The sequence below is a fragment of the Saccharopolyspora erythraea NRRL 2338 genome (genome assembly GCF_000062885.1).
Lineage (GTDB): Bacteria > Actinomycetota > Actinomycetes > Mycobacteriales > Pseudonocardiaceae > Saccharopolyspora_D > Saccharopolyspora_D erythraea.
Map to the genome: position 1 here is coordinate 3,886,511 of NC_009142.1, position 19,162 is coordinate 3,905,672.

The following is a 19,162-nucleotide window of genomic DNA, read 5'->3' on the forward strand; positions in this document are numbered from 1 at the left end:
AGAAGTGGTCAGCGGGGTTCTCCGGCGGCGGACCGGTCGGACAGGGTGGTCTGGTCCTCTCGTAGAGCAACGGCCGACCCGAGGTGCACGTGAGCGCGAACGCGACGGAGTCCGACTGTCCGGTGTGGGTGCCCGATCCCGCAGGACTGTCCGATGTGGAGCTCCTGCTCGACGGCGCTTTCCCTTGCCTGCACGGGTTTCTGGCCGCCGACGAGGTGGAGTCGGTGCGCAATTCGGGCGAGCTGCCCGATGGCACGCGGTGGCCGGTGCCGATCGTGCTGGAAGTCCCCGACGACCTCGCGCGCCACGAACGGGTCGAGCTCCGCGACGAGGAGGGCGCTCCGGTCGCCGTCGTCGACAACGTGTCGCCGTGGTGGGACGGACGGGCGGCCCACCTGGCGGGTCCGGTGCGACCGGCGAGCGCCGAGCGGGGCCGGACGTTGCGCACGCTGCGGCCACCGGCACCGGCCGTCCGCGCCGGCCTGCCGCCGGGGCCGGTGCTGGGGCTGGCGCCGCAGCGCCCGCTGGACCGCAGGCGCCTGGCGCAGATCCGGCACCTGTGCGCGGAGCTCGGTGCGACGGTCCTGCTCCTGCCGCGGCTCACCGGCCCGAGGCCGCAGGCGCTGGTGCGGGCCACCTTCGCGGCGATGGCCGAACTGCCCGGAGGCACCACGGTCGTGCCGGTCCCGCTGCGTTCCCACGGCGACGGGAAACGGGACGAACTGCTGGCCGCCCACGTCGCGGCCGCCTACGGCGCGACGCACCTGCTGAGCGAGCAGGTCGTGGAGCACGCGCCCATCCCGGTGGTGGAACCGCCGGAGATGGCCCGGGACCAGGCGGATCGCTGGCGCCCGGCCGCGGACGTGCCTGCCGCCCAGCGGCGTCGAGGACTCGATGAGGACGAGCTGAGCGAGCGGCTCGCGGCAGGGAAGGAGCTGCCGGGTTGGTTCGCCTCCGAGCCGGTCGCGCGCGAGTGGTCCCGGTTGTCCCCGCCGCTGCACCGGCGCGGTTTCACCGTCTTTTTCACCGGACTGTCCGGCGCGGGCAAGTCGACGCTTGCCAGGGAGCTGCGCGACGAGCTGGCCCAGTGCGACGCCCGCGAGGTCACGCTGCTCGACGGCGACGTGGTGCGCCGGTCGCTGTGCGCGGGGCTCGGGTTCTCCGCCGAGGACCGCAGCCGCAACGTGCGCCGCATCGGGTGGGTGGCGGCCGAGGTCACCCGGCACGGCGGCGTGGCCATCTGCGCGCCGATCGCGCCCTACGGCGCCGACCGGGCCGACGTGCGCGCCCGCGTCGGCGAGGTCGGGGAGTTCCTGCTGGTGCACGTCGCGACACCGCTTCGGGAGTGCGAGCGGCGGGACCGCAAGGGCCTCTACGCGCGGGCGCGCAGCGGGGACCTCCCGCAGTTCACCGGCGTCTCCGCGCCGTACGAGTCGCCGGAGGACGCCGACCTGGTGCTCGACACCTCGCGCCTGCCGGTGCGCGACTGCGTCGCGCAGGTGCTCGCGTTGCTGCGGGAGCGGGGCTGGGTGCGACCGTGGACCTAGGCGTGACGGCCACCGGCCTGCTCACCGGGGTGCTCGTGGGCCTGACCGGGATGGGCGGCGGCGCGCTGGCGATGCCGCTGCTGACGCTGGTTTTCGGCGTTCCTCCGCTGGCGGCGGTGTCCACCGACCTGGTCGCGAGCGCCGTCACCAAGCCCATCGGCGCCGCGGTGCACCTGCGCAGGCGAACCGTGGACCTGCGACTGGTGGGCCTGCTCTGCCTCGGCTCGCTGCCCTGCGCGGCGGTCGGCTCTGTGCTGGCCGGAACGCTGGGCGAGCGGACCCAGGACGTGCTCAGGATCGTGGCCGGTGCGGCCGTCGTGGTCGCGGCCGGGACGCTGTTCGTCCGCATGTACCTGGACCGGACGCGTGCGCCGGACCCGCCGGAGCACCCGCGCGCCCGGCCGGTGGCCACCGTCGCGCTAGGCGCGGTGGCCGGACTGGTCGTGGGCACGACCTCGGTCGGCTCCGGCTCGATCGTGATCGTGTGCCTGCTGCTGCTCCAGCGGCGCCTGCCCTCCGCCCGGCTGGTCGGAACCGACCTGGCGCAGGCCGTGCCGCTGGTGCTGGTCGCGGCGGGCGGGCACCTGCTGGTCGGCGACGTCGAGTTCGGCCTGGTCGCCTCGCTGCTGGCAGGGTCGGTGCCGGGTGTGCTGGCCGGCGCGGTGCTGTCGGCCCGGACGCCGGACGTCCCGATCAGGGTGGCGCTGGGCACGATGCTGATCCTGACCGGACTCGTGCTGCTCGGGGTGCCGGTGGCCGTCGCGGTGGTGCCCGCCGTGGCCGCCGCCGGTGCCGCGGCCGCGGTTCTGCGGGTCGGCCAACCCACCCCGGCGCGGGTGGGCGACGAAGGAGGACGAAGTTGACCGACAACGACCACGTGCTGGCGGCGCGGCTGGCCGAGGCGGCGGGCCGCCACCTCGTCGACCTGCGCGGGCGCGGTGACCCGGCCGACCCGAAGGCGCTGGGCGAGGCGGGGGACCGGGGAGCGCACGAACTGCTCCTGGCGGAGCTGACCGAGCAGCGCCCCGCCGACACGGTCCTGTCCGAGCACGGCACCGCCGGCCCGCCGCGGCGGGCGGACGGCCGCACCTGGATCGTCGATCCCCTCGACGGCACCAGGGAGTTCGGCGAGCGTGACAGGCAGGACTGGGCGGTGCACGTCGCGCTCGCGCAGGGCCGGCGGCTGGTGGCCGGGGCGGTGGCCCTGCCCGCCCGGGACGTGGTGCTCAGCACCGCCGACCCGCCGCGGCACTTCGACTCCGGGGGCGCGCGGCCCCGCATCGCGGTGAGCCGCACCCGCCCGCCGGCGTTCGTCGAGACGCTGACCGAAGCCCTCGGTGCGGTCACGGTGCCGCTGGGGTCGGCCGGGGCGAAGATCGCCGCGGTCGTGCTCGGCGACGTCGACGCCTACGTCCACGCGGGTGGCCAGTACGAGTGGGACAGCGCCGCGCCGATCGCGGTGGCCAGGGCCGCCGGGATGCACACCTCGCGGCTGGACGGCTCGGAGCTGGTCTACAACCGGCCCGATCCGTGGCTGCCCGACCTGGTGGTGTGCCGTCCCGCGCTGGCGGAGCCGCTGCTGGCCGAACTGGCGCGGCTGGAGCGGGCGGGGGAGGCGTGATGCCGGAAGCGGACAGGCTGGCGGTGCTGGAGGCCGAGGCGGTGCACGTGCTGCGGGAGGTCGCCGCCGAGCTCGACCGCCCGGCGCTGCTGTTCTCCGGGGGCAAGGACTCCGCGGTCCTGCTCCGGCTGGCCGAGAAGGCGTTCCGGCCCGCGCCGATCCCGTTCCCGGTGCTGCACGTCGACACCGGGCACAACTTCGACGAGGTGATCGAGTTCCGCGACCGGCGGGTCGCCGAGCTCGGGGTGCGGCTGGTGGTCGGCTCGGTGCAGGACTCGATCGACGCGGGCCGGGTCGCCGAACCGGCCGGGCGGTGGCCGAGCCGCAACCGCGCGCAGACGGTCACCCTGCTCGACACGGTCGCCGAGCACGGCTTCGACGCCTTGTTCGGCGGCGCCCGCCGCGACGAGGAACGGGCGCGGGCCAAGGAGCGGGTGCTGTCGTTCCGCGACGCCTTCGGGCAGTGGGACCCGCGCAACCAGCGCCCGGAGCTGTGGAACCTCTACAACGGGCGGGTGCGGCCGGGCGAGCACGTCCGGGCGTTCCCGTTGTCGAACTGGACCGAACGCGACGTGTGGGCCTACGTCGAGCGCGACGGGATCGAGCTGCCGCCGCTGTACTTCGCCCACATGCGCAAGGTCTTCGAGCGCGACGGGATGCTGCTGGCCGACAGCCGGTTCGTCGACCGGTCCCCGGACGAGCCGCTGGTGGAGCGTTCGGTGCGCTTCCGCACGGTCGGGGACATGACCTGCACCGGGGCGGTGCCGTCGCGGGCGGGCACGGTCGCCGAGGTCATCGCCGAGATCGCCGCGACCCCGGTGACCGAGCGAGGCCAGACCCGCGCCGACGACCGCGCGGGCGCCGCGGCCATGGAGGACCGCAAGCGGGAGGGCTACTTCTGATGAGCACGACCACCGCGACCTCGCTGCCGGCCTCCGGGCTGCTGCGCTTCGCCACGGCCGGAGCCGTCGACGACGGCAAGAGCACGCTGATCGGCAGGCTGCTGCACGACTCGCGCTCGCTGCTGGCCGACCAGCTCGACGCGGTGCGGCAGGCGAGCCTCGAACGCGGCGACGAGCACCTCGACCTGGCGATGCTGACCGACGGGCTGCGCGCCGAGCGGGAGCAGGGCATCACGATCGACGTGGCGCACCGCTACTTCGAGACCGCGCGGCGTGCGTTCATCATCGCCGACACGCCGGGGCACGCGCAGTACACCCGCAACATGGTGACCGGCGCGTCCACGGCGGACCTGGCGATCGTGCTCGCCGACGCCCGCCACGGGCTGACCGGGCAGAGCCACCGGCACGCGGTGCTGGCCGGTCTGCTGCGGGTGCGCCACGTCGTGCTGGCGGTGAACAAGATGGACCTGGTCGGCTACGACCGGTCGGTGTTCGACCGGATCGCCGCGGATTTCGGCGACCGGGCCGAGCGCATCGGACTCGGTGCGGTCACCGCGATCCCGATCGCGGCGTTGCACGGGGACAACGTCGTGGACCCGTCGCCCGCCATGCCCTGGTACGAGGGGCCCACGCTGCTGGAACACCTCGAAACCGTCGCCACGACGACCGGAGACGGCGCTCCGCTGCGGCTGCCCGTGCAGTACGTGATCCGAGCCGCGGACGGCTACACCGGCTGCGCCGGGCAACTGGCCGCCGGGGTGGCGGTCGAGGGCCAGGAGGTGCTGCACCTGCCGTCCGGGACGCGCACGCGGATCGCGGCGCTCGATTCGCCCGACGGCCCGGTCCGGCGTGCGGGCGCGCCGCTGTCGGTGACCGTGCGCCTCGCCGACGACATCGACGTGCGGCGCGGCGACCTGCTCTGCGCCGTCGACTCCCCGCCCGTGGCAGCGGACCGCGTGGACGCGACGGTCTGCTGGATGTCGGCCGGACGGCCCCTGGAAGCCGGCTCGCGGCTGCTGCTGAAGCACACGACCAAGACCGTCGGGGCGACCGCCACCGCCGTGCACCACCGGCTGGACGTCACGACTCTGCGCCGCGAACCGGCCGACGAGCTGGCGCTCAACGACATCGGCGGCGTCGGCCTCCGGCTCGACGAGCCGGTGCACTGCGATCCGTACGCCCGCAACCGGTTCACCGGCGGCGGAGTGCTCATCGACGAGTCCACCAACGCGACGGTCGCGGCGGTCATGATCGACCGTGCCTCCACAGTGGACGAAGGTGCGCCGCGAGCGGCTCAGTGAACCGTTTCCATCGCGGTAGTGCTGGTCGAGCGGGCTTCGTCACCGGCTGTGGTGTGTGGTCGTGACCGATGCGGGGCCGATGCGATCGAGGAAGACGTCCTGGTGGTCGGCCAGGTGCGCCGACAGCGGCAGGGCCGTGAACCGGCAGGCGAACCGCAGGCCGTTGTCCTGGCCGGCCGCACGGACGCGGTGGATCAGCTGCTCCGGCTGCGGGAAGGCACGTGCACGTGGAAGTAGGTGGTGTGACGGGGCAGCCCGGTTTCGGGGTGGGGCTTGTCTTCCGCGCCGAGTTCAGCGACGACGGTGACGTCGGTCAGGCCGGTCTCTTCGGCGATCTCGCGGACCACCGCGTCGGACAGAGCCTCACCGGGTTCGACGCCACCAGCGGGTACCTGGGTACCGGCTCCGGGGACGCCGACCTGGTCGAAGACGAGGAGCTGATGGCCGGTTCCGGTGCGTCGGATGACCTAGGCGGCGACGCGGAGGCGTGTCGCGCTCGGATGCGTCAACGCATCGACCCCTTCGTCGTGGCGGTGCCCGTACCTTCTCATCCTCGATGATGTTCGGTTCGAACGTGGCTGAGAACGTCCCGGCGGTCCCACCTCGTGTCGATCACGCCCTGCGTCCGTAGCCGGCATCGCCGCGAGGAGAAAACCTCAGCGCACCGGAACCGCCAGGCCTTCGGCGGGCAAGGTCGAGGCCACCGCGTCCGGTGCGTAGCGGTGCAGCAGGTCCAGGCCGATGCGCGCCCGGCGCACCCGCTCCCGCCCCAGCGCGACCGCGGTGGGCGTGAGGTGCAGGCCGCTCGGGTAGATGTTCGGCGCGTTGCGGAGCCCGAACTTGACGTACACCGGCGCCGCCACGCGCACGATCTCGGCGATCTCGTAGTGGCGCACGAAGCCGCCCATGTCGTCGGGCGCCTCGACGTAGACGTCCAGCGGCAGGTCGGTCGCGGCGCGGACGGCCGCGAGCTGGGCGACGGTGAAGTCGGTCGGCACGTTGTAGGAGTCGGCGCCGAGGTCCTCGGCGATGCGGATGGAGGCCGGGTTCGCCAGTCCCATCTGGACGCTGATCTTGAACCGCATGTCGGCGGGCAGCTCACCGGCCTCCCGCATCCTCGATGCGACCGAGAGCACCCCGAGATCGGTGATCAGCACGCTGCGGATCCCGGCCTCGGCGGTGCGGCGCACGTCCTCCAGCGCGTGCACGAGCTGCTCGGTCCCGCGCGCCTGCGCGGCGACCGGACCGCCGCCTGGTGCCGTCGACAGCGCCGAGGTGTCCCACGCCGCCACCGGGCGGGCGAACAGGCTCAGCTCGACCGCGGCGTCGACGGCCGTCGACGCCATCGCGCGCAGCTCGCCGTCGGTGAGCAGCATGCCGCCGCTGCCCTGCGAGACGCGGTGGACCACCACCCGCCGCGCCGCGGCCTCGGCCAGCACCGCCTCCAGCACGTCGGGGCCCTCCACGCTCGGGATCTCGACCCGGTACTGGGCTCCGTCGGGGAAGCGCTTGCCGCTGGTGGCGGGTGCGTCCGGATCACCGCCGGGCAAGCCGGCCGAACGCAGGAACTCCCGGGTGGCGCGCACGAACCGCCTCCGTTCGAAATATCGGACAGTGTTCGGTGATCGTAGGTAGGCCCGCGCGTGCCGGTCAAGCCGCGCCACCCGCTCGCCGATACCATGTTCGAAATACCGGACAGCGGCACCGGCAGCGGCCGGTGCCAGTGAGGAGCGTCTCGGTGGCACGAGCGGTACCCGCGGTGGAACGCGCATTCGACGTCCTGGAGCTCTTCCTCGACGAGCACGAGCTGAGCGCGCCGGAGATCACCGCGAAGCTGGGTCTGCCCCGCACGACGGTGCACGAGCTCGTCGGCACCCTCGCCGAGCGGGGCTACCTGACCCCGGCGGGCGGCGGCAGCAACAGGTTCCGCCTCGGCGTGCGCGGCTTCCAGCTCGGCTCCGCCTACGCCGAGCGGCTCGACCTCGCGCGCGAAGGGCGCGTCGTGGCCGAGACCGTCGCCGAGCGCTGCAGCGAGACCGTCCACATCGGCGTGCTGGACGGCACCGACGTCTTCTACGTCGCCAAGGTCGACAGCAGCCACCCGGTGCGGATGGTCTCGGCGGTCGGAAAGCGGCTGCCCGCCCACTGCACCGCGGTCGGCAAGGTGCTGCTGGCGGCCCTGCCCCGGCAGCGGCTCGACGAGCTCTACGCCAGCGTCCGGCTCACCGCGATGACCGACAACAGCATCACCAACCGCAGGGCGCTGCGCCGCGAGCTCGACACCATCGCCGCCGACGGGGGAGTGGCGCGCGAGTACTGCGAGTCCAACGACGCGGTGGCGTGCGTGGCGGCCCCGGTGCGCGACCAGTCCGGCGAGGTGGTGGCCGCGCTGAGCATCTCGGCGCCCATCCTGCGCTGGAACGAAGAGACCGAGCCGGCGCTGCGCGAACTGGCATGCGAGGGCGCCAGGCTGCTGTCGGAGCGCCTCGGGCACCGTCCGGCCGGATGAGCGCGATCGGTTGGGGGCCAACCGGAATCGGCCCGCGGTTGGGGTGGCCCACCGCTGGGTAAAGCGGTGAGGTGGACACCGAGCCGGACCATGCGGACCGACGGCGTTTCGCGCGGCACTTCGGGGAACGCGCCCCCGGCGCCGCCCACTGGCCGCGAGTGGCCGACACCCGCGAGCAGCTCTGGTCGCCGCTGGCGCTGCAGTTCGCCGACCTGGGACGCGACCTGTTCGCGGTCGGCTCGGTCGCCGCGGTCCTGCAACTCGTGGTCGACGTGGCGGCGGTGACCGTACCCGGCGCGGCGATGGCGGGCCTGACGGTGCACGAGGCGGGCGGGAAGCTCTCCACGGCCGCGCAGACCGACGCGAAGGCGGGCGAGCTCGACGCCCTCCAGCAGGAGTGCGCCGAAGGGCCGGTCGCCGACGCCACGCGAGCCGACGGCACCGGCCTCTCCTACAGCACCGACGTCGCCACCGAACCGTCCTGGGAGCGGTTCGGGAAGCGGGCGGCCCGGCACGGGATCCGCAGCGTGCTCGCGGCGGGCGTTTTCCTGGCCACCGGGGCGGATCGGCACGCCGCGCTCACGGTGTGCTCGACCGAACCCAGGGGCCTGGCCGCCGCCGACCCCGACGTGGTGCTCGTGCTGGCCGCCCACGGCGCGGTCGCCCTGGACGCGGCGGGGGAGGAGGAGCCCGAGCGCGCCGCCATCGGCGAACCGCTGCGCAGCAGCGACGTGATCACCCGTGCGGCCGAGGTCCTGATCGGCAAGCGCGGCCTGGAACCGGAGGACGCCTACGACGTCCTCTGGCGCGCGTCGCTGTCGCTGGCGGAGAGCTGGCGCGAGTGAGAACGCCGGCCGCTCACGCGCGGACGATCACCACCGGGCACTCGGCGTGCTGCGCGCACCGCTGGCTCACCGAGCCGAGCAGCACACCGTAGAAGCTGCCGTGCCCGCGGCTTCCGACGACCAGCAGCTCGGCGTGCCTCGCGGCGTCGAGCAACACCTGCGCGGAGTGGCCGTGCATGATCTCCCGGTCGATGCGCACCGGCTGCTCGGTCTCGCGCTCGACCTCGTCGACCACGTCGTTGAGACCCTTGCGCGCGGTCTGCTCGAACTCCTCGGGCGGCATCGGGCCGCCCTCCCAGCTGTAGAAGGCGGGGAACTCCCACGCCACCACGGCGCGCACCCGGGCACCGGTGAGCGCGGCCTGGCCGACGGCCCACTGCAGCGCCGACTTCGACGACGAGGAACCGTCCACGCCGACGACGATCTCGCGCTCGGTCGGGTTGCTCATGGCGCATACCTCCCTGCCACTCGCCCCCGCGTCGCTGGAACGGGGCTTCACCGACCAGTGTGGGGATCAACCGGTCCGATGGCCATCCCCGGAGGACGCGGACTTCCCGCCACGATCGGCGATTCGATCCACTGAGGACAGCCGGACCCGGGGTACGCGTACCCGTCCGGCCGCTTGCTCGGGGCTGTGACGCGCGATACACCTGTGACAGGTGTGCCGTAGGAGCACCGCGACCAAGGGGGCGCTGTGGCCGGAACGGAAAGCTCATCCACCGGGCGTTATCTCGTACTGCTCGAAGACGACGCGACCGTCGTCGGCGCACGTGAACTGACCAGGCTGGCCGGTATCCGCACGGTCAACACCGCCGACGTGGTCGGCGCGTCGGCCGCGGAGCTGTTCGGCGCCGCCGACGGCGTCGTGCTCAACGAGCTCGGCATCGCGCTGGTCACCGCCGGATCGGACCAGGCCAGCGCGCTGAGCGAGGCCGTGCGCTCGTCCGGACCGATCGCGGCGTTCGAGGCCGAACGCACGGTCTACGCCATCGACGACGCCGCGCCGGCGGCCGAGGCACCCCCGGCTCCCGTGGACGGGGCGCTCACCTGGGGACTGCAGGCGGTCGGCGTCAACGGCTCGACCCCCACAGGCGCCGGCGTGCGGGTGGCGGTGCTCGACACCGGGCTTGACCTGCAGCACCCGGACTTCGCCGGGCGTGACATCGTGACCGGCTCGTTCGTGCCGGGTGAGGATGTCCACGACGGCCACGGCCACGGCACCCACGTGATCGGCACGGCGTGCGGCCCGCGCACCCCGGCCCAGGGGCCCGGTTACGGGATCGCCTCGGAGGCCAGCATCTACGCGGGCAAGGTCCTGGCCAACGGCGGCACCGGCAGCGACGGCGGCATCCTGTCCGGCATCTCGTGGGCGATCTCCAACGGCTGCTCGGTGGTGTCGATGTCGCTCGGCGCGGCGACCGAGCCCGGTCAGCCGTTCTCGCAGGCCTTCGAACGGGTCGCGCAGCGCGCCATGGCCCGCGGCACGCTGATCATCGCCGCGGCGGGCAACGAGAGCAGCCGCGGGTCGGGCACCATCGCCCCGGTCGGGCACCCGGCGAACTGCCCGTCGATCATGGCGGTCGGTGCCGTGGACGCCCGGAACGCGATCGCCGAGTTCTCCTGCGGCACCGTGGACCAGATCGGCCAGGTCGACCTGGTCGGCCCGGGCGTCGACGTGCACTCGAGCTGGCCGGGCGCGGGCTCCAAGTCGCTGAGCGGCACGAGCATGGCCACCCCGCACGTGGCGGGCGTGGCCACCCTCTACGCCCAGCAGCACCACGAGCGGGCGTGGGGACTGTGGGCGCGGCTCGCGCAGAAGGCCAGGCGGCTCCCGCTGCCGTCCACCGACGTCGGTGCCGGGCTGGTGCAGGTGCCCTGAACCTCCTCCTCACGTGTGCCCGCGCCCCCGGCGGGGTAGCCACCGGTAGCGGTTCGGCGCGCCTCTGACGGGCGCGCCGGGGTGGAGAGCGGCATCATCGGCGGGTACGCCCGCCGGGTGATGGGACCCGCAGGAGCGCGGGCACACGTGGTGGGGGCCGAGATCGATGACAGGCAGGGCGGCGTCCTCGGGGTGGCGGGATCTGGACGCCACCGCGCGGGCCATGGCGCGTGCGACGGAGGGGCTGGAGGAAGCCGCAGGCCCGACGCCGGGGACCCCCGAGGAGCTGGCCGCGGCCCAGGAGGCGCTGCTGGTGGTGACCGCGGCGGGCAACAAGCTCGCGCGGCAGCTCGACCTGCTGGCCCACCGCTACTCGGGTTCGGGCCTGGTGCAGCCGTCGGAGGTGCAGGTCGCGCTCGACCAGGCGGCCGCGGCCGCCGAGGACCTCGGCAACTGCACGAAGGTCGCCGCGCAGGCGATCGAGGACGAACGCGAGCCGCGGGCCGACGCACCTCCCTCAGGGCCCGGGCCGCAGCGCACGGGCGAGCAGGACGAACGCTGAGCCGCGGCCAGCCTCTTGTTCAGGCGCGAGCGCGCTGTCGGCCGGCTCGGGACGAGGAACCGCTTCGCAAGCGCAGCCCGGAGGTCACCCGCGCGGCGGTTGCCGCGGAGGCGGCGGTGAGACCGATGCTCAACCTCCGCGAGTTCGCGACGGCGAGCCGCGAGCCGAACACCTCGTAGCCGGATTCCACCACCCGGTCCAGGATCTCCCCGTACAGGGTGAACGCGGTGGCCACGCACGGCCGCGAAGCCTCCGCGAGCAGCGCGATGCCCGGCTCGGCCGCCCGGTACGCGGCCTTGGTGCGTGCCACCTGGTCGGCCAGTGCCCGCCGCACGCGTGCGTCGGGACCACCGTGGCGGCGGCACCACGCGAGTCGCTCCCGGTCCACTCCGAACGCCGCGAGCTCGTCGGCGGGCAGGTAGACGCGTCCGCGGTCGAGATCCTCGCCGACGTCGCGGATGAAGTTGGTGAGCTGGAAGGCCCGGCCGAGCTCGGCGGCGTAGGGCGCGGCGGCCGCCACCTCGGAAACGGTGCCGAGCACCGGCAGCACCTGCAGGCCGATGACCGCCGCCGAGCCGTGCACGTAGCGCTCCAGCGCGGCGCGGTCGGGGTAGTCGCGGACGGTCAGGTCCATCCGCATCGAGGTCATGAAGTCGGTGAACAGCGCGCGGTCGATGGCGTGGCGGCGCACCGTGTCGACCAGGGCGGCCAGGATCGGGTGGTCGCTGCGCCCGGTGTCCAGTCCCGCCCGCAGCGCCCGGTCGAGCCGCCCGAGACGGCGTTCGCGGTCGTCGGTTCCGCGCGCGGGCTCGTCCACGACGTCGTCGACCCACCGCGCGAAGCCGTAGAGCGCGTGCACAGCCGGTCGCCGCGCGGGGCTCAGCAGGCGGGTGGCGAGGAAGTAGGTGCGGCCGTGCTCGGCGTTGAGCCGCCGGCAGCGCCGGTAGGCCGCCCGCATCGCCGGTTGCCGGATCCCGGCCGCGTCGAGCTCGCGACGGGTCATCGACGGCTTCCGGCAGCGGAGTGCATACCGGAATCTCAGCACACCGCGGGCGCGCACCGCGCCGGGCCGACGGCATCGTGAAGCCGGTCACCGTCAGCGGTCGATGCCCGCCTGGGCCATCTCCTCGTCCAGGCCGTCGAGCAGCACTATCCCCAGCGTGTCGGCGACCGGGCCGGTGCGCAGCTCCTCGCGGAGCCTGCGGGCGAACAGCCGCACCCGGCGGGCGTCGGGATCCGGGCGGCGCGCGCATTCCCACAGCTGGCGCGCGGTGTGCTCGACGAGGTCGCCGTCGCCGGCGCGGGCCTGCACGGTGGGCAGCGTCAGCAACACCACCCGCGCGACGCGGGCCAGGCCCGCGAAGTCGGCGCGCGTCGGCGGAGCGGCCTGGGACGGGATCACCGGTTCGGACGGCTCGGGCTGTTCGAGCACGCCGACCGGGGCCTCGCGGGAGCGGGCCCACGCCTCGACGTCGCCGTCGTGGTAGCCCGCGCAGATCAGCCCGGATCCGGTCAGCCCCGCGCGCAGGGGCAGACCCTCGGCGTCGGGCCCGCTGGTGGCGATGAGCTCCTTCTCCCGCAGCGACTCCACGATCGCGGCGAACTCGGCGTGGCTGATGCCGGCCTGCGGCCCCGACCCGTCGAGGAAGCCGGCGACCTCCGGGCGGAAGTGGCTGTCTTCGTAGAGGTAGCGGAGGAAGGCGCGGGCTATCGTCTCCGAACGTGACACGGAGGCCTCCGGGTGCTGTGTGCATGTGCTGCGAACGCGCTGCGCGAGGGCGATGCCCGGTGGGCGTTGCAGTTCCCCAGTGCGACTTGCCCGGCCGACGGTAGGGGCCGCTCCGCTAGATCGCAGGAGGCTTTCGGCCCGGTCGCCGCGGTGTCGATCGCGCCCAGGCACGAACGGCGGCCTTCGTGGTTTACGTCACAGCACCGCGGGCGTGAGTCCATCGCGGCGCAGAAGTCACAGGCGTCCCAACGGGAACTTCCAGGTCCCGCACATGAAAAGAGTCCCCGACCGCTTGGATCGAGGACTCCGCCGACCCGGGCTGCACGCCCGGTGCGCCAACACCGGGCCCCGGTAAGGCTGCCTCCATCCTAGGTGAGGCGGGCGCCGACTCGGGTGGCACGGCGCGGGGCCGCCGGCCGCAGCACGGGACTGGACTCCGGCGCGGCCGGCGGCCTGGCACGCGCGGAAGCCCCTCAACGTCCCGCGCGCGGTGCGGGCGCTCCAGATCGCCCGCACGACAACGAGACGAACCAGCGCGGCCGTTATGACGCGGCGCCCGCCACTAGGTGTACTGCCAGGGGAGGTTGGGGACGCGGGTGGCGGGTGGTCAAAGGCTGAGTCCCACACCGCAAGCGGCTCCGCCGCTTGTAGAACAGAGCCCAACTCATCCGCCGGGTTCGCCCGCACCGTTGCGCAGTCCGTCGAAGGCGATCTTGGTGACCGCGTCGGCGATGGCCGGGGCCCGCAGCCCCCGGTTCGGCCGGTACCACTCGATGATGGAGTTGACCATGCCGAACAGCAGCCGCGCGGTCAGCGCCGGATCGACGTCCGGGCGGATGCTGCCCTCGGCCTCGGCCTGCTTGACCAGGTCGCTGACGATGCGGTCGAACTCGCGCCGCCGGGTCAGCGCCTGCCGCTCCACCTTGGTGTTGCCCCGCACCCGCAGCAGCAGCGTCACGAAGGGCAGGTCCTCCACCAGCACCTCGACGCTGCGCCGGACCACGTGTTCGAGCCGGTCGATGGCCTTGCCGGTGGTGGAGCGCTCCTCCTCGATGACCGCGAACAGGGCGTCCAGCGCCCGGTTGACGCTGAGCCGCAGCAGCTCGTCCTTGCCCGAGACGTGGTGGTAGATCGCGGACTTGGTGATGCCCAGCCGGTTGGACAGGTCCTCCATGCTGGTGCCCTCGTAGCCGCGCTCGATGAACACCTGCACCGAGACGTCGAGGAGTTTCCCGAGGTCGTATCCCGGCCGACCTCGGCGGTTGCGCTGACCGGCGTTGCCCTGCATGGCCCGGAGTATTCCAGCCGCCGGTCAGCGGCCGCGGGTGTCCACGATCCGCTGGAGCTTGCCGACCGACCGCTCCAGGGTGTCGGGGTCCACCACCGCGACGTCGGCGCTGACACCCACCGCGTCCTTGATGGCGCGGACCAGCTCGTCGGCGGCGCTGACCCGGCGCGGGCCCGGGCAGTCCGGCCGCGCCTCGACCCGCACGGTCATGTGGTCCATCCGCTCGTGCTTGCTCAGCACGAGCTGGAAGTGCGGGGACATCCCGCTGGTGCGCAGCACGATCTCCTCGATCTGGGTGGGGTAGACGTTGACGCCGCGCAGGATGATCATGTCGTCGCTGCGGCCGGTGACCTTGGTCATCCGGCGCATCGGGCGTGCGGTGCCCGGCAGCAGCCTGGCCAGGTCGCGGGTGCGGTAGCGGATGATCGGCAGCGCCTGCTTGGTCAGCGAGGTGAACACCAGCTCGCCCTCCTCGCCGTCGGGCAGCACCTCGCCGGTGAACGGGTCGATCACCTCGGGGTAGAAGTGGTCCTCCCAGACGTGCAGGCCGTCCTTGGTCTCCACGCACTCGCCCGCCACCCCGGGGCCCATCACCTCCGAGAGCCCGTAGATGTCCACGGCGTCGATGTCGAGCCGTTCCTCGATCTCCAGGCGCATCTGCTCGGTCCAAGGCTCGGCGCCGAAGATGCCGGTGCGCAGCGAGGTGGTGCGCGGGTCGATGCCCTGGCGCTCGAACTCGTCGATGAGGGTGAGCATGTACGACGGGGTGACCATGATGATCTCGGGCCGGAAGTCCTGGATGATCTGCACCTGGCGGGCGGTCATCCCGCCGGAGGCCGGGATGACGGTGCAGCCGAGGCGTTCGGCGCCGTAGTGCGCCCCGAGGCCGCCGGTGAACAGGCCGTAGCCGTAGGCGACGTGGACCTTGTCGCCCGGCCTGCCGCCCGCGGCGCGGATCGTGCGGGCCACGACGTCGGACCAGACGTCGAGGTCGTCGTCGGTGTAGCCGACCACGGTCGGCCTGCCGGTGGTGCCGCTGGAGGCGTGCACCCGGCGCACCTGCGACATCGGCACCGCGAACATCCCGAACGGGTAGTTGTCGCGCAGATCGTGCTTGGTGGTGAAGGGCAGGCGGGCCAGATCGTCCAGGCTCTTGCAGTCCTCGGGGCGCAGGCCCGCCTCGTCGAAGCGGCTGCGGTAGTGCTCGACGTTGTCGTAGGCGTGCCGCAGCGTCCGGCGCAGGCGTTCGAGCTGGACGTGGGCCAGCTCGTCGGCCGAGTACCGCTCCGCGGGGTCGAGCTCCGATCGCGCGGGCGCGGCTCCCAGCCGGCGCGGTGTGCGAGACCCCGTCGTCCCCGTCATGGCGTGCTCCCTCGACGTGCTGGTGCGCTCGGCGGCCCGCCCGGTGCCCGCGGTAGCCGCGCGGCCCCGGTTACTGACCGAGTAGTCGGTTATTTATGCAGTGCCGGACCGGGATGTCAATAGGGCGCTCACGTGCGCGGTTCTTGCTCGGTACAGCGGGGGATCCGGCGGCCGCGGAGCTGTCGGACCGGCCCGCTCGCTGCTATCGTTACCGAACGAACGGTCGGTAAAAGAATTCGTGCTGAGGAGGTTGGCTGGATGGCCGCCCTGCGGAGCTTCGTCAACGGTGACTGGCACGTCCCTTCCGAGGATGGGGCGCCACTGCACGACGCGGTGACCGGTGAGGAGGTCGCGCGGATCTCCTCGGCCGGGATCGACATTGCCGGTGCCCTGGAGTACGGGCGTGCCCGCGGGGGCCCGGTGCTGGGAGAGCTGACCTTCCACCAGCGCGCGGCGCTGCTGAAGGTGCTCGCCTCGCACCTGCTCGAACACCGCGAGGAGCTCTACGCCCTGTCGGCGCGCACCGGCGCGACGCTCGGCGACTCCAAGTTCGACATCGACGGCGGCATCGGCGTGCTGTTCGGCTACTCGGGCAAGGGCCGCCGCGAGATGCCCAACGCCAAGGTCTACGTCGACGGCGCGGTGGAACCGCTGGGCAAGGGCGGCACCTTCGTCGGCCAGCACATCTGCACGCCCCTGCGGGGCGTCGCGGTGCAGATCAACGCCTTCAACTTCCCGGTGTGGGGCCCGCTGGAGAAGTTCGCGCCGGCGTTCCTGGCCGGGGTGCCGACCCTGGTCAAGCCCGCCAGCCAGACCGCCTACCTGACCCACCGGCTGGTCGAGCTGATCGTGGAGTCCGGCGTGCTGCCGGAGGGCTCGCTGCAACTGGTCTGCGGCGGGGTGGGCGACCTGCTCGACCACCTCACCGACCAGGACCTGGTGTCCTTCACCGGCTCGGCGGCCACCGGCCAGCGGCTGCGGGCGCACCCGAACGTGGCCGCCCGTTCGGTGCGGTTCAACGTGGAGGCCGACTCGCTGAACTGCTCGGTCCTGGGGCCCGACGCGGCGCCCGGCACCGACGAGTTCGACCTGTTCGTCAAGCAGCTCGTCACCGAGATGACGGTCAAGGCGGGGCAGAAGTGCACCGCGATCCGGCGGGCGCTGGTCCCGGCCGGACGCGTCGACGACGTCGTGCAGGCGGCCTCGGAGCGGCTGTCGAAGGTCGTGGTCGGCAACCCGGCCTCGCCCGAGGTCCGGATGGGCGCGCTGGCCAGCCTCGAACAGCGCGAGGAGGTCCGCCGCTCGCTGAAGGCGCTTCTGGCGGCCGGGACGCTGGTGCACGGCGATCCCGAGCGGGTGGAGGTGGCCGGCGCCGACGCCGAGCGGGGCGCGTTCCTGCCCCCGATGCTGGTGCGTTGCGACGACCCCGACCGCGCCGAGCCGCACGAGGTGGAGGCGTTCGGGCCGGTCAGCACGATCATGCCGTACGACTCCGCCGCGCACGCGGTCGAGCTGGCCCGGCGCGGCCTGGGCAGCCTGGCGGGCTCGGTGGTCAGCGCCGACGCCGACTTCGCCCGCGAGGTCGTCCTGGGTGCGGCCTCCCGCCACGGCAGGCTGCTGGTGCTCAACCGGCACAACGCCCGGGAGTCGACCGGGCACGGCTCCCCGCTGCCCGCCCTGGTCCACGGCGGGCCGGGCCGCGCGGGCGGCGGCGAGGAGATGGGCGGCGTGCGCGGCGTGCTGCACCACATGCAGCGGACCGCGGTCCAGGCCGACCCCGACACGCTGACCGCCGTCACCGGTCAGTGGGTGCCCGGCTCCGGCCGCAGCGTCACCGACGTGCACCCGTTCCGCAAGCACCTGGAGGACCTGCGCGTCGGCGACACCGTGATGGCGGGCCCGCGCGCGGTGACCCTGGAGGACGTCGAGCACTTCGCCGAGTTCACCGGTGACACCTTCTACGCCCACACCGACGAGGAGGCCGCGAAGGCCAACCCGTTCTTCGAGGGCCGGGTCGCCCACGGCTACCTCGTGGTGTCCTTCGCCGCGGGTCTGTTCGTCGAGCCCTCGCCGGGCCCGGTGCTGGCCAACTACGGGCTGGAGAACCTGCGGTTCCTCACGCCGACCTACCCCGGCGACGAGCTGACCGTGACGCTGACCGCCAAGCAGATCACCCCGCGCGTCAACGCCGAGCACGGCGAGGTCCGGTGGGACGCCGACGTGACCAACCAGGTCGGCGAGTCGGTGGCCAAGTACGACGTGCTCACGCTCGTGGCCAAGCGACCCGAGGAGAAGGCATGACCGCGGTGCAGGAGTCCGGCGACGAGGTGCTGCAGGAGCACTTCGACCGCAGGATCGCCCACGACCAGCGCATCGAGCCCCGCGACTGGATGCCCGAGGGCTACCGCAGGACCCTCGTGCGCCAGATCGCCCAGCACGCGCACTCCGAGATCATCGGCATGCAGCCGGAGGGCAACTGGCTGACCCGCGCGCCCAGCCTGCGGCGCAAGGCGATCCTGCTGGCCAAGGTGCAGGACGAGGCCGGGCACGGCCTGTACCTGTACTCGGCGGCCGAGACCCTCGGCGCCGACCGCGCCGAGCTGACCGGCAAGCTGATCAGCAGCAGGCAGAAGTACTCGTCGATCTTCAACTACCCGACGCTGAGCTTCGCCGACATCGGGGTCATCGGCTGGCTGGTCGACGGCGCGGCGATCTGCAACCAGGTGCCGCTGTGCCGCAGCTCCTACGGGCCCTACGCGCGGGCGATGGTGCGCATCTGCAAGGAGGAGTCGTTCCACCAGCGCCAGGGCTACGAGCTGCTGATGACGATGATGCGCGGCACCGCCGAGCAGCGGGAGATGGTGCAGGAGTCGACCGACCGCTGGTGGTGGCCGTCGCTGATGATGTTCGGCCCGCCCGACGGCGACTCGCCGAACACACGGCAGTCGATGGCGTGGGGCATCAAGCGGCACACCAACGACGAGCTGCGGCAGAAGTTCGTCGACATGACGGTGCCGCAGGCCGACGCGCTCGGTGTGACCCTGCCGGACCCGAACCTGCGCTGGAACGCCGAGCGCGGGCACTACGACTTCGGCGAGCCGGACTGGTCGGAGCTCAAGCGGGTCATCGGCGGCAACGGGCCGTGCAACGCGCAACGGCTGGCGCGCCGCCGCCGCGCGCACGAGGAAGGGCAGTGGGTCCGCGACGCGGCCGCGGCGCACGCCGCCAAGCACGCCGCACGACGGGAGGCCGGCGATGAGTGAGGGAAGCGGGGCGCCCCGGTCGTCCTGGCCGCTGTTCGAGGTGTTCGTCCGCGGCAAGCGTGGGCTCAACCACGTGCACGTGGGGTCGCTGCACGCCGCCGACGAGGAGATGGCGCTGCACAACGCGCGCAACCTCTACACGCGGCGCAACGAGGGCGTGAGCATCTGGGTGGTGCGGGCCGACGCGATCACCGCGTCGAGCCCCGACGAGAAGGACCCGTTCTTCGCGCCCAGCGGGGACAAGGTGTACCGCCACCCGACGTTCTACGCCATCCCGGACGAGGTCCCGCACATGTGACCGGCCGGATCGCGGCGAGTCGGACGCTCCGAGGGCGGAGCTGGTTTTCAGACGGG

At 73.2% G+C, this 19,162-nt stretch carries 19 protein-coding genes; 12 read left to right on the plus strand and 7 right to left on the minus strand.

The window, feature by feature from the left end:
- Positions 1 to 89: 89 nt before the first annotated feature.
- Genes cysC through SACE_RS17120 form a run of 5 tightly spaced genes read left to right on the plus strand, consistent with a single transcriptional unit; the run spans position 90 to position 5,371 of the window.
- Positions 90 to 1,547: an adenylyl-sulfate kinase gene (gene cysC / locus SACE_RS17100; RefSeq protein WP_009942189.1), complete on the plus strand. Its 1,458-nt coding sequence runs from the start codon at positions 90 to 92 to the stop codon at positions 1,545 to 1,547.
- Between the two features lie 2 nt (positions 1,548 to 1,549).
- Positions 1,550 to 2,410 (plus strand): sulfite exporter TauE/SafE family protein, encoded by an 861-nt coding sequence (locus SACE_RS17105; RefSeq protein ID WP_009942188.1) that lies wholly within the window; start codon positions 1,550 to 1,552, stop codon positions 2,408 to 2,410.
- A complete protein-coding gene (locus SACE_RS17110; protein WP_009942187.1) occupies positions 2,407 to 3,168 on the plus strand; it encodes a 3'(2'),5'-bisphosphate nucleotidase CysQ in 762 nt (253 codons plus the stop codon). Before SACE_RS17105 ends, SACE_RS17110 begins: the two co-directional genes overlap by 4 nt.
- Complete coding sequence (cysD, locus tag SACE_RS17115; protein ID WP_009942185.1) at positions 3,168 to 4,070, plus strand: sulfate adenylyltransferase subunit CysD; 903 nt, start codon at positions 3,168 to 3,170, stop codon at positions 4,068 to 4,070. Before SACE_RS17110 ends, cysD begins: the two co-directional genes overlap by 1 nt.
- Positions 4,070 to 5,371 (plus strand): sulfate adenylyltransferase subunit 1, encoded by a 1,302-nt coding sequence (locus SACE_RS17120; protein WP_009942183.1) that lies wholly within the window; start codon positions 4,070 to 4,072, stop codon positions 5,369 to 5,371. Before cysD ends, SACE_RS17120 begins: the two co-directional genes overlap by 1 nt.
- 194 nt (positions 5,372 to 5,565) lie before the next feature.
- Here the strand turns inward: SACE_RS17120 and SACE_RS38730 are convergent, their stop codons facing one another.
- Together SACE_RS38730 and SACE_RS17130 are read right to left on the minus strand one after the other, a co-directional pair.
- Positions 5,566 to 5,835, minus strand: coding sequence for an NUDIX domain-containing protein (locus SACE_RS38730; RefSeq protein ID WP_197537772.1), 270 nt, complete (start codon positions 5,833 to 5,835; stop codon positions 5,566 to 5,568).
- Positions 5,836 to 6,027: 192 nt separating this feature from the next.
- The gene (locus tag SACE_RS17130; protein WP_009942175.1) at positions 6,028 to 6,957 is read right to left on the minus strand and encodes a U32 family peptidase; all 930 of its coding nucleotides are present in this window, start codon (positions 6,955 to 6,957) and stop codon (positions 6,028 to 6,030) included.
- Positions 6,958 to 7,109: 152 nt separating this feature from the next.
- On the opposite strand from SACE_RS17130, the gene SACE_RS17135 reads away from it, so the two are divergent.
- On the plus strand, positions 7,110 to 7,880 hold the full coding sequence (locus SACE_RS17135) for an IclR family transcriptional regulator (protein WP_009942173.1): 771 nt from the start codon (positions 7,110 to 7,112) through the stop codon (positions 7,878 to 7,880).
- Positions 7,881 to 8,038: 158 nt separating this feature from the next.
- Positions 8,039 to 8,725, plus strand: coding sequence for a GAF domain-containing protein (locus tag SACE_RS17140; protein ID WP_231850019.1), 687 nt, complete (start codon positions 8,039 to 8,041; stop codon positions 8,723 to 8,725).
- A 13-nt stretch (positions 8,726 to 8,738) separates the two neighbouring features.
- Here SACE_RS17140 and SACE_RS17145 read toward each other — a convergent pair whose 3' ends face one another.
- Positions 8,739 to 9,173: a universal stress protein gene (locus SACE_RS17145; protein ID WP_009942170.1), complete on the minus strand. Its 435-nt coding sequence runs from the start codon at positions 9,171 to 9,173 to the stop codon at positions 8,739 to 8,741.
- Positions 9,174 to 9,419: 246 nt separating this feature from the next.
- On the opposite strand from SACE_RS17145, the gene SACE_RS17150 reads away from it, so the two are divergent.
- Complete coding sequence (locus tag SACE_RS17150; protein ID WP_009942169.1) at positions 9,420 to 10,604, plus strand: S8 family peptidase; 1,185 nt, start codon at positions 9,420 to 9,422, stop codon at positions 10,602 to 10,604.
- A 223-nt stretch (positions 10,605 to 10,827) separates the two neighbouring features.
- Positions 10,828 to 11,166, plus strand: coding sequence for a hypothetical protein (locus tag SACE_RS39755; protein WP_009942168.1), 339 nt, complete (start codon positions 10,828 to 10,830; stop codon positions 11,164 to 11,166).
- 19 nt (positions 11,167 to 11,185) lie between these two features.
- Here SACE_RS39755 and SACE_RS17160 read toward each other — a convergent pair whose 3' ends face one another.
- From SACE_RS17160 to paaK, 4 genes are all read right to left on the minus strand, one after another.
- The gene (locus tag SACE_RS17160) at positions 11,186 to 12,169 is read right to left on the minus strand and encodes a phytoene/squalene synthase family protein (RefSeq protein ID WP_009942167.1); all 984 of its coding nucleotides are present in this window, start codon (positions 12,167 to 12,169) and stop codon (positions 11,186 to 11,188) included.
- 93 nt (positions 12,170 to 12,262) lie between these two features.
- Complete coding sequence (locus SACE_RS17165) at positions 12,263 to 12,895, minus strand: hypothetical protein (RefSeq protein WP_009942166.1); 633 nt, start codon at positions 12,893 to 12,895, stop codon at positions 12,263 to 12,265.
- A 664-nt stretch (positions 12,896 to 13,559) separates the two neighbouring features.
- Complete coding sequence (locus SACE_RS17170) at positions 13,560 to 14,183, minus strand: TetR/AcrR family transcriptional regulator (protein WP_009942165.1); 624 nt, start codon at positions 14,181 to 14,183, stop codon at positions 13,560 to 13,562.
- 24 nt (positions 14,184 to 14,207) lie between these two features.
- Positions 14,208 to 15,545 (minus strand): phenylacetate--CoA ligase PaaK, encoded by a 1,338-nt coding sequence (gene paaK / locus SACE_RS17175; RefSeq protein WP_009942163.1) that lies wholly within the window; start codon positions 15,543 to 15,545, stop codon positions 14,208 to 14,210.
- A 258-nt stretch (positions 15,546 to 15,803) separates the two neighbouring features.
- Here paaK and paaZ point away from each other — a divergent pair, with 258 nt between their 5' ends.
- The 3 genes from paaZ to paaB are packed head-to-tail and all read left to right on the plus strand — an operon-like array spanning position 15,804 to position 19,106.
- The gene (gene paaZ, locus SACE_RS17180) at positions 15,804 to 17,846 is read left to right on the plus strand and encodes a phenylacetic acid degradation bifunctional protein PaaZ (RefSeq protein ID WP_009942162.1); all 2,043 of its coding nucleotides are present in this window, start codon (positions 15,804 to 15,806) and stop codon (positions 17,844 to 17,846) included.
- Positions 17,843 to 18,808, plus strand: a complete 966-nt coding sequence (gene paaA, locus SACE_RS17185) for a 1,2-phenylacetyl-CoA epoxidase subunit PaaA (protein WP_009942159.1) — start codon at positions 17,843 to 17,845, stop codon at positions 18,806 to 18,808. The genes paaZ and paaA overlap by 4 nt, the downstream gene beginning before the upstream one ends.
- Positions 18,801 to 19,106, plus strand: coding sequence for a 1,2-phenylacetyl-CoA epoxidase subunit PaaB (paaB, locus tag SACE_RS17190; RefSeq protein ID WP_009942158.1), 306 nt, complete (start codon positions 18,801 to 18,803; stop codon positions 19,104 to 19,106). Before paaA ends, paaB begins: the two co-directional genes overlap by 8 nt.
- Positions 19,107 to 19,162 lie beyond the last annotated feature (56 nt).

What these genes read in the sequence shown, in the direction of transcription:
- paaB (WP_009942158.1), top strand. Translation starts at nt 18,801, where the DNA reads ATGAGTGAGGGAAGCGGGGCGCCCCGGTCGTCCTGGCCGCTGTTCGAG.
- SACE_RS17160 (WP_009942167.1), bottom strand. Translation starts at nt 12,169, where the DNA reads ATGACCCGTCGCGAGCTCGACGCGGCCGGGATCCGGCAACCGGCGATG.
- cysD (WP_009942185.1), top strand. Translation starts at nt 3,168, where the DNA reads ATGCCGGAAGCGGACAGGCTGGCGGTGCTGGAGGCCGAGGCGGTGCAC.
- SACE_RS17170 (WP_009942165.1), bottom strand. Translation starts at nt 14,183, where the DNA reads ATGCAGGGCAACGCCGGTCAGCGCAACCGCCGAGGTCGGCCGGGATAC.
- SACE_RS17145 (WP_009942170.1), bottom strand. Translation starts at nt 9,173, where the DNA reads ATGAGCAACCCGACCGAGCGCGAGATCGTCGTCGGCGTGGACGGTTCC.
- SACE_RS17120 (WP_009942183.1), top strand. Translation starts at nt 4,070, where the DNA reads ATGAGCACGACCACCGCGACCTCGCTGCCGGCCTCCGGGCTGCTGCGC.
- SACE_RS39755 (WP_009942168.1), top strand. Translation starts at nt 10,828, where the DNA reads ATGGCGCGTGCGACGGAGGGGCTGGAGGAAGCCGCAGGCCCGACGCCG.
- paaA (WP_009942159.1), top strand. Translation starts at nt 17,843, where the DNA reads ATGACCGCGGTGCAGGAGTCCGGCGACGAGGTGCTGCAGGAGCACTTC.
- paaK (WP_009942163.1), bottom strand. Translation starts at nt 15,545, where the DNA reads ATGACGGGGACGACGGGGTCTCGCACACCGCGCCGGCTGGGAGCCGCG.
- paaZ (WP_009942162.1), top strand. Translation starts at nt 15,804, where the DNA reads ATGGCCGCCCTGCGGAGCTTCGTCAACGGTGACTGGCACGTCCCTTCC.